The following is a 12,360-nucleotide window of genomic DNA, read 5'->3' on the forward strand; positions in this document are numbered from 1 at the left end:
GTCCAAGTTCGACGGCACTCTGAACCTAGTGACCATATTAGTCAATAGTCACAACCGACCTTCTCAGGGGGACAAGCTCCGCAGTACGAGGTTGCAGAGCAGCATGGGAGCCTGCTCGCCGTATTCGAGGCTATGCGGCAACAGAAGTGGATTCAGGTAGGGGCGCAACACCAGATGGATAGCATCGGTGGTTTCGTCCAATGGCGTTTTGCGCTCGAAATCGCCTGACTCCCGGCCTTGCTGGAGAATTTCCTGGAGTAGTGCGCGTAGCCTTGCCTCATAAGCCAATACGGATGGCCACCGCTCGGCGGCGGCCGACTGCGCTATCTCGTAGAGCTTGCGATCTTGGGAAAGGAGCTTCTGATGCGCCTCAGTAGAGGCCTTGAAAAGCCTTCTCAGCCGCTCTGCCGGCTGCTCCACCCCCTCAAGGGCCTGGAGGATTTCTTGTTCGAGCTGACGCAAGCAGTTGGCGCAGATCGCCTCGCCAATGGCCTGCTTGGATTCGAAGAACTTATAGACGTAGGCCTTTGAGAAGCCGATCGCCTTGGCCAGGTCAGAAACGGTGGTTTTCTCGTAGCCGTAGTGGCTGAAGTGCTCGGTAGCCGCGACGACAATCTGGTCACGAATGTCGTGCGTTGCGGGCCCGCGGCCAGACCCAACTGGAGCAATTGTGGTGTTCATGCGTCCAGCTTACCGGCGCCACCATGAACGATCAACGCATGTCCATTAGGGATATTAGTCACAAGGTGGTCGTGCACCTTGTCTCGTGATCCGTGCGCACTCCGCTTATCGCGCCTCTTTGGTAGCTAGTGACGCAAGAATTTGCCTGCGGCACGTCTCTAGGATCTCGTCCGTCAATGGTGAGTCATCCGGGCAAGCGCGAGAGAGGACCAATGCACCCACCGCGTGGGCGAATGTATCGATCATCTGGGTGCGATCCAGTGCGCTGCCATGAAAAGCGGCCAGGCTCCGTTCGATCCCGTCAGCAAACGTCGCTTTGATGTCCTCGGATTGACGTGCAGCGTCGCCGCCAAGTGCCGCCATCGTGCAGCCGGCACCGCGAGCGTCGCGGTGCTCCCGGGTCAGGTAGCTTTCAACGAAAGCTTCCAGCTCCAAGCCCTCACTGTCTGCCACGCGCTGGGAAATGCTGCTCGCCGCCGCTTCCCCCATCAGGTCGGCCTTAGAACGGAAGTGTTTGTAAAAGCCCCCGTGGGTGAATCCCGCGGCGGCCATCAACTCGGCCACACCGACCCCGTCGTAGCCGCGCTCCCGGAACAGGGTTGCCGCCGTCTCGACGATCCGGGCCCGGTTCTCCTGGGCCTGTGCTTTGGTGACCTTCACATCAACGCTCCTAATAGAAAGCAACCCATTGTCTCATTTGATGATGATCATAATCAAAGTGTTGACATCATAGATGATGATCATCATCATTATTGCTCGGAGTTCGCCCGCCCTCTATGTAGAGGAGGGTGCCCCCAACCTCCAAGGCGTAAGACATGACAAGACAACACAATGGCGTGGCCCTGGTCACCGGTGCCTCCTCGGGGATCGGCCTGGCAACGGCTCGGGCGCTATCGGTGGCAGGATTTCGGGTGTTCGGCACCAGTCGAAGGCCGGTCGAGAGCGAACAGGGCGTCACCATGCTGGTCTGCGACGTGACCGATGACGCCTCAGTGCGTGCGGTGGTCGAGGCAATCGTGGCCCAGGCAGGTCGGATCGACTTAGTGGTCAACAATGCGGGCATCGGCCTGCTCGGTGGCGTGGAGGAGTCGTCCATCGCACAAGCTCAGCGCCTGTTCGACGTCAACGTCTTCGGAGTTACTCGTGTCGTCAACGCCGTGCTGCCGGTCATGCGTGAGCAAAAGAGCGGACGGATCATCAATATGAGCTCGATCCTTGGCTTGATCCCGTCGCCGTTCAATGCGTTCTACGCCTCGACCAAGCACGCCATCGAGGGCTACACCGAATCGCTGGATCATGAAGTCCGCGCCTTCGGCATCCGCGCCCTGCTGGTCGAGCCCGGGGTCACGCGCACGTCCTTCGAAGAAAACCTGACACGCGCCGACCAACCGCTACCCGTCTATGCCGCCGAGCGCAATCGTAGTGAAAGCTTGATGCGCACATGGGTGGAAGCAGGCGACCCGCCGCAGGTAGTGGCGGACGCCGTGGTGCACGCCGCGACCGCACGTAAGCCCAAGCTGCGCTACCCCGCAGGCAAGCAGTCGCACCAGGTGCGTTCCCTGCGTCGGTTCATGCCGGAGAGACTAGTGGACGGCATGCTGCGCAAGTTCAATGGGTTCGCGGCGTAATGGAACACATCGTAAGCGGACGAGTCCGGAGCCGAACATGAAGGCCTTCGTTGTAGAGAAGTACGGGAAGGACGGCGTCCGCGCCGCCCACGTGCCGGTGCCCTCCGTTGGACCGCGTGATGTGCTGGTACGCGTCAGTGCCGCCAGCATCAACCCGCTGGACAAGATGGTGCGCAACGGCGATTTCAAGCAGCTACTCAAGTACAAGCCCCCGTTCGTACTCGGTCACGATCTCGCAGGCGTCGTGACCGCGCTGGGCAAGGACGTTCAGGACTTCAAGGTGGGCGACGAGGTTTACGCTCGGCCCCGCGATCTGCGTATCGGCACTTTCGCAGAGTACATCGCCGTTGATCGCGCCGACCTTGCCCTCAAGCCCGGGTCGCTCACGATGGCAGAAGTAGCAGCGGTTCCGCTTGTCGCGCTTGCAGCCTGGCAGTCGCTGGCTGAGCTGGCGCGGATAAAGCCGGGTCAAAAGGTTCTCATCCATGCTGGTGCTGGTGGCCTCGGCTCGACTGCCATCCAGCTTGCCAAGCACCTCGGCGCGTACGTGGCCACCACAGCGAGCGGGAAGGATGATGAGAAACTTTGCGCCCTCGGTGCCGACGAAGTCATCGATTACACGACACAGAATTTTGCCGAATTGCTGTCCGGGTACGACGTGGTGCTCGACTCGCTGGGCGGCGAAAATCTCACAAAATCACTAACGGTTCTTAAGCCTGGTGGCTTGGCCATCAGTGTTGTGGGTCCGCCGGATCCTGCATTCGCCGCCCAGCTTGGGCAGCCATTGCTGAAGCCAGTCATGTGGCTATTGAGTCGCAAAGTGCGATCACAAGCCAAGAAGCTTGGTGTGCGCTACGAATTCTTCTTCATGCGCGCCGATGGTCGACAATTGCAGACACTATCATCGCTCTACGACGCCGGATTATTGCGGCCAATCCTTGATCGTACGTTCGGGTTCGACGAGACGCCAGCCGCGATCGCATACGTGGAGCAGGGCCGAGCAAAGGGGAAGGTCGTTGTTACCATGCCGGCCGTAAGCGCAGCCTGATACTCCACTCAGGCCTCATGGCGCCGTTTGATGGTTGTCCGCTTTGGGTCGGAAGCGGCCAGGCAGGCCGTCCGGCATCTCTTAACTGAGGCGACACGCAGGCAACTTGAGGCTCTCCATTCCATCTCGGGATTGGAGAATGCTATGAAGCGAAGTTCAGGCCGCTCAGCGGCACGCCCTGCTTGGAACCTAGGCAAGCTGGTTGGACAGAAGGCACCCCTGAAGCTCAAGGAAATCTGGTCGATTCGAGTCAGGCTTCAGCTAAAGGGCGACAGCAGGTAGCTGGCGCTTTTCGATCTCGCGATCGACAGCAAGCTGCGCGCATGCGATCTGGTTGGGCTGCGTGTCCGTGACGTCGCGCATGGCATGCACATAGGCTCGAGAGGATGCGTCATCCAACGCAAGACGAAGCGTCCTGTCCAGTTCGAGATCACGCCGCAGACCAGAGATGCGTTGGTCGCATGGATCGATAGTCAGAAGCTCGAGCTCGACGACCACCTGTTTCCCGGAAGACAGAGAGGTTCTTCCCACCTTTCTACTCGCCAGTATGCCCGCTTGGTGAAGGCTTGGGTGCTGAGTATCGATCTGGACCCCGTGAACTACGGGACGCATTCCATGCGTCGCACCAAGGCGTCACTAATCTATCAACGGACCAAGAATCTACGTGCCGTCCAGCTGCTGCTGGGACACAGCAAGATTGAGAGCACCGTCCGCTACCTTGGGGTCGAGGTGGATGATGCCCTCTCGCTAGCAGAGCAGACCGAGGCATAGCCCATCCCGAAAGCGGCCTTCGAACGGCCGCTTTCGACCCAAAGCGGACATTCGGGGCAGATACGCCCGGCCTACGACTGGGCCTACTTCGTGTAACCCTTCAGAAGCTCAATGATCGTAGTGGCTTCCTGCGCCCGTTTTGACGCAGACGGTTCAGCCACGACGTGCTCGGCTAAGTGTCCCGTCAGGACCTCCATCATCAGCCCGTGCATCGCTCCCTTCGCGGCAGCGATCTGGATCAGCACGTCGGTGCAGTCGGCATCCGATTCGAACGCCCTCTCTAGGGCGGCGACCTGTCCTGCGACGCGACGGACTCGGGTCAGAAGCTTCTTTTTTTCGCGGTTGACGTGCGCCATGGCGAAGGAATATATACCCTATGGGGGTATATTGTCCAGCGGCATTGCCCATGAATCTCGATGTTATTGCCGATAGCCGGCGCCATTCCCATACCTTCAGCGAAGGGAACCCGCTCGCCGAGCGGAATACCCGCCGCGCCATGTGGCTGACGCTGGCGATGATGGTCGTGGAGATCTCCGGCGGATGGTGGTTCAACTCGATGGCCGTTCTGGCGGACGGTTGGCACATGAGTTCGCATGCGCTTGCGCTGGGCCTGTCGGCCTTCGCCTATGCCTGCGCGCGCCGTTATGCGAAAGACCGGCGATTCTCGTTCGGCACTTGGAAGATCGAGATCCTCGGCGGTTACACCAGTGCGATCCTACTTATGGGCGTGGCGCTGCTGATGGCCTTCCAGTCCACTGAACGCCTGTTCCGACCCAGCCAGATCCACTACGAGCAGGCAATAGCCATCGCAGCGGTTGGTCTGGCGGTGAACCTGCTGTGCGCGTGGTGGCTCCGCGATCATCACGCCCACGATCATGACCACGACCACCATGGGCACGAAGATGCCCACGATCATCACCATGACCTCAACCAACGCTCCGCTTACCTGCACGTCGTGGCGGACGCGGCCACTTCGGTCCTCGCGATCGTGGCACTGTTGGGTGGTATGTACTTTGGCGCCGCATGGCTGGATCCGGTGATGGGCCTGGTCGGTGCGGTGCTGGTCGCGACGTGGGCGTGGGCGCTGATCCGCGACTCCGGACGCATCCTGGTCGACGCGCAAATGGATGCGCCGGTTGTCGAAGAGATTCGAGAGGCTATCGAGGAAGGCGACATTCCGGCACGTATCAGCGACCTGCACGTCTGGCAGGTGGGTCGGGGGAAGTTCGCGTGCGCGGCTGAGGTCGTGACTTCGATGCCCGTGCCCGCAGAACAGTTTCATCGGGCATTGTCCATTCATGACGAGATTGTGCACGTGACTATCGAGGTCAGGCCGAGCCAAGCCGGCTGATCGACATCCGCTCCGGGGCGGCTGCAGACTGCCCAACCGACTACCCTGCTGACACTTTCGAGTCTCCTAACCGGGAGACTCCCATGCCGTCTCGACACGCGCCGCAGAATCCAGATCCTTCTAGGTTATGCGCTCGAGAGCACCTTGCATACGGGGCACGGCATCCCCTGCGTCACGAGGACCTAGTTGGTTGTCCCTTGTCGCGGCACGGCCAAGTCAGCCAACTCTGCTGTCCAATCCTCGGCAAATGCCTGGCACCGCTCGGCAAGATATTCGCTGCGACGGGCATAGGCAGGTACTACCGGGCCTAAGGAGGCAATCTCCAATGCATCGCGCCAACTCGCCAGCAGTGTCTTTGAATCTCCGTGAGCGCGGGCCAAGGCCTGCAAGGCAACACGCAGCACATAGACCTGTGCTTGCAGGTCGCAAATGACCTCTTCGTTCTCTCTGTCCACGACCATTCCTCCTCGACGAGCGTTGCCCGGGCCAAGCCCGGGCAACGAAAGTCGGCATCACGAGTTGTATACCGCGCCCACCTGAATGCGCCGAGGCGTGGTTTCCGGACGCTTGGGAATGACGATCTGCAACACGCCATTGTGACCAGAGGCAGTGATGCCATCGGGATCGGCGCTATCGGGCAAGGCGAACCGGCGGTAGAAGCTGCCGTGGCGGCGCTCAATGCGCGAGAAGCTATCCGTCTCCAGCCTCTCTTCGCTACGTCGCTCGCCTTTAATCGTCAGCATGCCTTTTTCCATTTGCACATCGATCTCCTGAGGATCGACGCCGGGCAAATCGGCAAAGAGCACGAAACGATCAGTTTCTTCCTTGATGTCTACACGGGGCACCCATTGGCTTGTGACCACTGAGGACTCATCCGTCGAGTCGTTCTGGAACAGGTTTCCTTCGAAAAGGCGGTCCAGCACTTGCTTGATCGGGTCATGCGCAACACCTTGGCCGGCCCATGGGGAAGAGCGAACTAGATTCTTCATGGCAGGGGTCTCCTATTAGTGTCTGAGGGCGATACGCCGCCCATTCCGCAGATAGAATCGGCCCCACAATTTTCAAGAATCGAAAAAACGCTACGAGCTGGATATTAAGTATTTATTCAGGCATGCGAAAGCTACGTTTGGCGCGCCTCACAGCTGCCTAGGAGGCAGAAAAGTCGAATTGCGGCTGGTGCCTGGTTTAAGCAAAGAGAAGCCGGTGCCCACGTCTGGGCGCGGGCTCACAGACTGACCAAGGCCCCGGTGGCGACGCGATTAACAGAAAGGGCGGCGGGGATTGCACTCCCTCCGCCTCTCATACGCCTATCGATTCCGCGGAAGAGTCAAGCCTTCATTCCTGCGGGGGTCGCAACGCGATGATAGAGTCACTGTCGGCTATCGCAATCCTGTCGGCGTCGAGCCTGGGCAAAGAGAGGTCGACCAGCTCCGCTGTCCAGTCTTCCACAAGAATGCGACAGAGCTCATCTGGGTAGGCACCTTCTTGCACGCGTGCCGAGACCTGTCCGGCTTCAGCGTCGAGCTCTCGCACCGAGCCCCCATCTCATACAGAACATGCGCCTTCTTGCCGGCTGTGAACTCGTAGTCGAATCCATCGAGGACTGCTCGGTGGTCGCGATGCTTCGGCCGCGTAGCGGGGAAGCTCAATGGCTGATCAGCGAAGCCTATACATTCGACCCTAACGTCCGGCCGACAGAATTTATCGATGTGTTCGGAAACCTGTGCCAGCGCTTTGTGGTGCCGCGTGGGCGTATGCGGATTCGGGTCGAGCTTGAAGTCGAGACTGAGCGCGATCTTGCCATCGCGCCGTGGGTCTCGCCCGCATCAGCGGCGCTCCTTCCCGACCACACGCTGCAGTATCTACTGCCAAGTCGTTACTGCCCCAGTGATCGAGCGTTCGAGCAAGCGCGGGCCATTGTGAATGCCGCAGGCCCTCGCAATGGCCAGATCGGCGCCATTGTCGATTGGATCCGCACGAATATCGTGTACCAGTATGGTGTTAGCGACGCTAGCACGGACGCACTTGGCACTATGGCGGCAGGTGCAGGTGTCTGCCGCGACTACGCTCATGTCGGTATCACACTATGCAGAAGCCTACGCATTCCCGCCCGAATGGTGGTGGGCTATCTGCACGGGCTGGAGCCCATGGATATGCATGCTTGGTTCGAGGCTTACCTGGACGGTCGTTGGTATACGTTCGACCCCACACAATCCGCGCTTCTTGGCGGGCGGATCGTGGTCGCCTACGGTCGCGACGCTGCCGACGTGGCCTTCTTGACCAACTTGGGCTGGCTACAGACCGTGGAAATGCAGGTGTGGGTTGGTGAGAAAACTATCGAAGTTTTATCTTCGCATCCGGACGGCGGTCGATAAAACTTGAGTGGTCACCGTGTGGGCGCGGACTTATCGCGGGAGGGCGCGGAGGAGATCGACCAATTGCCTCACCCGATATGGCTTGGACAGGAACTGCGCGCTCTTGGGGATCGGAGGAAAGTGGGATAAAGGGTGACCGGAGGTGAGGATGACGCGCACGCCTGGTTGCGTATCAATTGCCTCCTGCGCCACGTCGATCCCTGTCAGCTCGCCGGGCATTGCGATGTCCGATATCACAGCATCAAATGGCTCCCCGCCACGCAGCGCATCGAATGCCTCGCTGCCTGACGTGGCCTGAATCACCGTCATGCCGTGGAGATCCAGCGACTCTGACACCAGTGAGAGCAGGTCTGCTTCATCTTCAACAAGAAGGACTCTAGGCATCGTGCACGCTCGACAACGGAAGGTAGATATAGACAACCGTTCCGTGGCCAGGCGTGCTGCTAAGGGACGCATGGCCACCGGACTGCTTGGCGAAGCCAAAAATCTGGCTCAACCCAAGGCCGCTGCCCTTGCCAATCCCTTTGGTCGTGAAGAAGGGTTCAAACACGCGTTCCTGGATATCCAACGGGATGCCGGTCCCGTTGTCCGCAACGCTTACGCACACCATATCCCTTTCGGATGCAGCTGAATCGGAAGGGTCGGCTAAACGGCGTAGACAGGTTGTGACCGTGATCTTCCCGCCCTCCGGCATGGCATCCCGACTGTTAACGACCGCGTTAAGTACGGCCGCCTCGAACTGCGGCTTGTCTACCTCCACATGGGGCAGGTCAGCCGCAAGCTCATAGCTCAGTTCGATATTGTCTGGACAACTGCGCCGCGTCAGATCCTGGAGCTCTCGGATCGACTGGTTAACGTCAAGAGGCGCGGCAACTAGATTCTGGCCTCGACCGAAGGTCAGAAGCTGCCGCGTCAGAAGTGCACCCCGCTCCGCGGCGCGGAGCGCGGCTTCTACATTGCGTGAAACCCGGGGATCGTCCGTTACACGGATGGCAATGAGATCCAAGGCGTTGATGACGACAGCAAGCAGGTTGTTGAAATCGTGGGCTAAGCCGAGCGTCAACTTGCCAACTGCCTCAAGCTTTTGCGCCTGCAGCAAAGACGCCTGGGCCTCTTCCAACTGGCGTTGTGACTCAAGGCGCTCAGTGATGTCACGAGTTACCTTGGCAAATCCGACCAGTTCGCCGTCCGACCAGATCGGGTCGATGGCGATGCTAGCGAAGAATCGGCTGCCGTCCTTGCGCACTCGCCACCCTTCAGAGGAGTAGCTCCCGTTTTGGCGTGCGGCCTCCAGCTCACGCTGTGGCAAACCCGCATCAACGTCGCCAGGTTCATAGAACCGCGAAAAGTGCGCGCCGAGGACCTCGTCCCGGCTGTAGCCTTTGACCCGTTCACCCCCGTAGTTCCAGGTACGGATGCGACCGGTGGGATCGAGCATATAGATGGCGTAGTCGGTTACGCTGTTAAGGAGGAGGCGAAATTGCTTCGATTCGTCCGTCCAGCTTTGACTTTCGCTATCGCTGCTCGCTTTGTGGAAGTCTGTCATAGGAGCCTCGACGAAGCAGGTCAACTTAATTAGATCGCTGTGAAGGCCTGCTTCACTGTGGTGCATCGCACACTACTGCCACCGCGCGACCGACGCGGGGCGAACCGCGCACCTGACCGCCCCGGTCGCACGCAAGGCGTGATCCGCATCGACGTAGTTCGTGGACTCACCATGCCTGGCAGAGGCTAACCACGCAGGCGCCATATCGCCCCGCGCGGCCAGCACCTTGCCTGCGTGCGTCACCACTGCCAGCGCCACATCAGTCTGGGTCACCGCAACATCCAGCGGCAGTTCCTTGGAGGATCGCGGCGTTGCCGCCTCGATGGGCAACGACGAACGTCTTGGCGCCGATCAGGACGTTCTGGCGGAGTAGTATTCCCGTCGGCTACAGCAAGTCGGGGGGGCCGAGGTCGATGACCTCGCCAGTTTCCGCCAAGGACGAGCAAACCAACTGATTACCGCTGACATGGCCGAGCGCCTGAATGTAGCTGGATGAAAGGTCCAGTTCCTTCATGGCGGCGATAGCATCAGGACCGCAAGGATCCTGATTCCCAAGTCTGTCGATCTGGTCGAAAGCCACCTCCATCTGGTCGCCCATGAACTCAGTGCGGAGGAGTACCTCATTGGCACGGGCTACCACCAGGTCCATCTGGCGCCCTACAGCCAGTTCGTTGACCAAGTAGAGCGACAGCGCGAGCGGCGCAAGGACAACGGTGAAGACCGCTATCCATGTCCTCCATTCGATACGTCGCTCGAACACATGGTCCCCGCGGTTCCCCGCCGCAGGGATGACTATAGGGCCCGCGTCACATTAGCTCCAAGGAGCAGGGGTATTGGCGCGGCAACGAGGGCTAGGGAGTCGGCGTAGATTCCCGCCAAGCCCTCCGAATGGTCCGGACTACCATAGATGGTGCGTACGGCACTTCCCATGAGGGACTTGCCGCTCTGATGACGTCTGTCGGCCAGAAGCGGACATTATTCGGAACACGCACACCGCAGCGTTCTTGCCGCTTCACGAAGACCCTGAAGCCTTAGGCTGGCTGTTCTTTGGAAAGACGCGCCAAGATGTGCGTCCTGCACACATCCAGTATTTCGTCCGCGAGAAGCGAGTCGTCCGGACAGGATCTCGACAACACGACTGCGCCTACGGCTTGGGCCATCAGAATGATCCGGCGAATGCGCGCTTCGTCGTTCTCGCCATCATCCGGAGTGTGCGCTGTGCGCGATGGCGCTGACAACTGGCGCTCGATGCCCGCCGCAAACGCCGCCTTCACCGACTCGGGCTGACGCGCCGCATCCGCACAGAGCGCGGCCATGGTGCAGCCCTCGCCCGGATTGTCCCGGTGCTCCCGGGAAATGTAGTAACTCAAGAAGTCGGCCGGATCGCTGCTCATCGCAGCGTCTGCGGAACTCGCCAGGCCGCACGCCGCTGCTTCCGCCATCAGGTCGGTCTTGGAACCGAAGTGCTTGTAGAAGCCGCCATGGGTAAAGCCCGCGGCCGCCATCAGGTCGGCGACGCCCACGCCGTCGTAGCCCCGCGTCCTGAAAAGGGTGGATGCGGTTTCGACGATGTGCGCCCGATTCGCCTGGGCCTGTGCCTTGGTGACCTTCATAACCCGTCTCTCTGACCGTTACAGCTGCGGAAGGGCTGCACTATATCACTGATAGATGATGTTCATAATCAAACCATTGACATCAATGATGATGATCATCATCATTGTGGCCTCTCAACAGAGGCCGGACATGGACGCGCTCCGGTAGGCGATCCTCCCATCCAAGGCACGACATGACCGACACCACGCTGTTCCAACCCTACCTACTGGGTCCGCTGACCCTCGCCAACCGGATCGTGATGGCGCCTTTGACGCGCAACCGCGCCGGCGCTGGTCTGGTGCCCGGCGTGTTTGCCGCCACGTACTACGCACAGCGCGCCTCGGCCGGACTGATCATCACCGAGGCCACCCAGATCTCGGCCCTGGCCCAGGGGTACCAGGACACCCCCGGCCTCTACACGCAGGACCAGATCGATGGCTGGCGCCAGGTCACCGATGCCGTACATGCCCGGGGCGGGCGCATCTTCGCGCAGCTCTGGCACGTCGGCCGCGTCTCCCACGTCGATCTGCTCGGCGGTGCGGCACCCGTCGCTCCTTCGGCCATCCGCGCGCAGACCAAGACCTTCGTCAACAACGGCTTTGCCGATGTTTCCGAGCCGCGTGCGCTCGATATCGACGAACTGCCAGGCATCCTCGACGACTTCCGCCAGGCCGCCGCCAACGCGATCGCGGCCGGCTTCGACGGCGTGGAGATCCACGGCGCCAACGGGTATCTGCTGGAACAGTTCATCAAGGACGGCGCCAACCAGCGGACCGACGCCTACGGCGGCTCCATCGAGAATCGCGCGCGCCTGTTGCTGGACGTCACCGCCGCCGTGGTCGAGCAGATCGGCGCCGACCGCACCGGCGTGCGGATCTCGCCGGTATCGCCGGCAGGCGCCATTTACTGCAGCGATCCGCAGCCGCAGTACGACTACATCGTCGAACAACTCGATGCGCTTGGCGTCGTCTACCTGCACGTGGTGGAAGGCGCCACGGGTGGCCCACGCGAGGTGGCGCCGTTCGATTTCGATGGCCTGCGCCGCCGTTTCTCGCGCACCTATCTGGCCAACAACGGTTATGACCTGCTTTTGGGGAGGTCCGCTTCGGTTCGGAAGCAGTCAGACGACAGACGCCGGTGCTAAACCGATCTTGCATCGGAGGCGCCAACGCCGCACAGGGAAGATCCTGGTCCGCATTAACTGGTAACACCTGAGAACCCAGAGTCCCGCGTTAGCAGACCTTGTTCGGTGATGCTTGGAGGCATGGGCGTTTCTCTTGCAAGCCACAGTTTCAACGTCGCTCAGCGCTAATGCAGTGCTAGCACAGCTGAATGGCGAGTCATTAAGCCCTCCCAGGAGTCAAAGG

At 60.3% G+C, this 12,360-nt stretch carries 15 protein-coding genes; 6 read left to right on the forward strand and 9 right to left on the reverse strand.

Features of this window, described 5'->3' with window-relative positions; translation table 11 throughout:
- Positions 1-63: 63 nt before the first annotated feature.
- Positions 64-681, reverse strand: a complete 618-nt coding sequence (locus BM365_RS08750; protein WP_093488362.1) for a TetR/AcrR family transcriptional regulator — start codon at positions 679-681, stop codon at positions 64-66.
- Between the two features lie 105 nt (positions 682-786).
- Positions 787-1,341 (reverse strand): TetR/AcrR family transcriptional regulator, encoded by a 555-nt coding sequence (locus BM365_RS08755; RefSeq protein ID WP_093489618.1) that lies wholly within the window; start codon positions 1,339-1,341, stop codon positions 787-789.
- Between the two features lie 176 nt (positions 1,342-1,517).
- Between BM365_RS08755 and BM365_RS08760 the strand changes: the two genes are divergently transcribed.
- From BM365_RS08760 to BM365_RS08770, 3 genes are all read left to right on the forward strand, one after another.
- A complete protein-coding gene (locus BM365_RS08760) occupies positions 1,518-2,309 on the forward strand; it encodes an oxidoreductase (protein ID WP_233210910.1) in 792 nt (263 codons plus the stop codon).
- 37 nt (positions 2,310-2,346) lie between these two features.
- Entirely contained in the window at positions 2,347-3,357 is a 1,011-nt protein-coding gene (locus BM365_RS08765; protein ID WP_093488366.1) for an NADP-dependent oxidoreductase, read from the forward strand.
- Between the two features lie 339 nt (positions 3,358-3,696).
- Positions 3,697-4,128 carry a tyrosine-type recombinase/integrase gene (locus tag BM365_RS08770; protein WP_233210944.1) on the forward strand — a complete coding sequence of 144 codons (432 nt, stop codon included), beginning with the start codon at positions 3,697-3,699 and terminating at the stop codon, positions 4,126-4,128.
- An 83-nt stretch (positions 4,129-4,211) separates the two neighbouring features.
- Here BM365_RS08770 and BM365_RS08775 read toward each other — a convergent pair whose 3' ends face one another.
- Positions 4,212-4,484: a metal/formaldehyde-sensitive transcriptional repressor gene (locus tag BM365_RS08775; protein WP_093488368.1), complete on the reverse strand. Its 273-nt coding sequence runs from the start codon at positions 4,482-4,484 to the stop codon at positions 4,212-4,214.
- A gap of 50 nt (positions 4,485-4,534) precedes the next feature.
- Here BM365_RS08775 and dmeF point away from each other — a divergent pair, with 50 nt between their 5' ends.
- Positions 4,535-5,479: a CDF family Co(II)/Ni(II) efflux transporter DmeF gene (gene dmeF, locus BM365_RS08780; RefSeq protein WP_093488370.1), complete on the forward strand. Its 945-nt coding sequence runs from the start codon at positions 4,535-4,537 to the stop codon at positions 5,477-5,479.
- Between the two features lie 182 nt (positions 5,480-5,661).
- On the opposite strand, the gene BM365_RS17795 is transcribed toward dmeF, so the two are convergent.
- Both BM365_RS17795 and BM365_RS08785 read right to left on the reverse strand, forming a co-directional pair.
- On the reverse strand, positions 5,662-5,934 hold the full coding sequence (locus tag BM365_RS17795) for a hypothetical protein (protein WP_139227368.1): 273 nt from the start codon (positions 5,932-5,934) through the stop codon (positions 5,662-5,664).
- Between the two features lie 57 nt (positions 5,935-5,991).
- Positions 5,992-6,468: an Hsp20/alpha crystallin family protein gene (locus BM365_RS08785; protein WP_093488372.1), complete on the reverse strand. Its 477-nt coding sequence runs from the start codon at positions 6,466-6,468 to the stop codon at positions 5,992-5,994.
- A 567-nt stretch (positions 6,469-7,035) separates the two neighbouring features.
- On the opposite strand from BM365_RS08785, the gene BM365_RS08790 reads away from it, so the two are divergent.
- The gene (locus tag BM365_RS08790) at positions 7,036-7,854 is read left to right on the forward strand and encodes a transglutaminase family protein (RefSeq protein WP_093488374.1); all 819 of its coding nucleotides are present in this window, start codon (positions 7,036-7,038) and stop codon (positions 7,852-7,854) included.
- Positions 7,855-7,884: 30 nt separating this feature from the next.
- Here BM365_RS08790 and BM365_RS08795 read toward each other — a convergent pair whose 3' ends face one another.
- From BM365_RS08795 to BM365_RS08815, 4 genes are all read right to left on the reverse strand, one after another.
- Complete coding sequence (locus tag BM365_RS08795) at positions 7,885-8,310, reverse strand: response regulator (protein WP_093488376.1); 426 nt, start codon at positions 8,308-8,310, stop codon at positions 7,885-7,887.
- Complete coding sequence (locus BM365_RS08800; protein WP_093489619.1) at positions 8,231-9,400, reverse strand: two-component system sensor histidine kinase NtrB; 1,170 nt, start codon at positions 9,398-9,400, stop codon at positions 8,231-8,233. Before BM365_RS08800 ends, BM365_RS08795 begins: the two co-directional genes overlap by 80 nt.
- A gap of 385 nt (positions 9,401-9,785) precedes the next feature.
- A complete protein-coding gene (locus BM365_RS08810) occupies positions 9,786-10,160 on the reverse strand; it encodes a CSS-motif domain-containing protein (protein WP_093488380.1) in 375 nt (124 codons plus the stop codon).
- A 271-nt stretch (positions 10,161-10,431) separates the two neighbouring features.
- Entirely contained in the window at positions 10,432-11,013 is a 582-nt protein-coding gene (locus BM365_RS08815; RefSeq protein WP_093488382.1) for a TetR/AcrR family transcriptional regulator, read from the reverse strand.
- 173 nt (positions 11,014-11,186) lie between these two features.
- Here BM365_RS08815 and BM365_RS08820 point away from each other — a divergent pair, with 173 nt between their 5' ends.
- Positions 11,187-12,137 carry an alkene reductase gene (locus BM365_RS08820; protein ID WP_093488384.1) on the forward strand — a complete coding sequence of 317 codons (951 nt, stop codon included), beginning with the start codon at positions 11,187-11,189 and terminating at the stop codon, positions 12,135-12,137.
- Positions 12,138-12,360: the final 223 nt, after the last annotated feature.

This window comes from Pseudoxanthomonas sp. YR558, from assembly GCF_900116385.1.
GTDB lineage: Bacteria > Pseudomonadota > Gammaproteobacteria > Xanthomonadales > Xanthomonadaceae > Pseudoxanthomonas_A.

Bases quoted from the DNA above. Each gene is read 5' to 3' on its own strand.
- BM365_RS08750 (WP_093488362.1), bottom strand. From the start codon at position 681: ATGAACACCACAATTGCTCCAGTTGGGTCTGGCCGCGGGCCCGCAACG.
- BM365_RS08765 (WP_093488366.1), top strand. From the start codon at position 2,347: ATGAAGGCCTTCGTTGTAGAGAAGTACGGGAAGGACGGCGTCCGCGCC.
- BM365_RS08775 (WP_093488368.1), bottom strand. From the start codon at position 4,484: ATGGCGCACGTCAACCGCGAAAAAAAGAAGCTTCTGACCCGAGTCCGT.
- dmeF (WP_093488370.1), top strand. From the start codon at position 4,535: ATGAATCTCGATGTTATTGCCGATAGCCGGCGCCATTCCCATACCTTC.
- BM365_RS08785 (WP_093488372.1), bottom strand. From the start codon at position 6,468: ATGAAGAATCTAGTTCGCTCTTCCCCATGGGCCGGCCAAGGTGTTGCG.
- BM365_RS08790 (WP_093488374.1), top strand. From the start codon at position 7,036: ATGCGCCTTCTTGCCGGCTGTGAACTCGTAGTCGAATCCATCGAGGAC.
- BM365_RS08795 (WP_093488376.1), bottom strand. From the start codon at position 8,310: ATGCGTCCCTTAGCAGCACGCCTGGCCACGGAACGGTTGTCTATATCT.
- BM365_RS08800 (WP_093489619.1), bottom strand. From the start codon at position 9,400: ATGACAGACTTCCACAAAGCGAGCAGCGATAGCGAAAGTCAAAGCTGG.
- BM365_RS08815 (WP_093488382.1), bottom strand. From the start codon at position 11,013: ATGAAGGTCACCAAGGCACAGGCCCAGGCGAATCGGGCGCACATCGTC.
- BM365_RS08820 (WP_093488384.1), top strand. From the start codon at position 11,187: ATGACCGACACCACGCTGTTCCAACCCTACCTACTGGGTCCGCTGACC.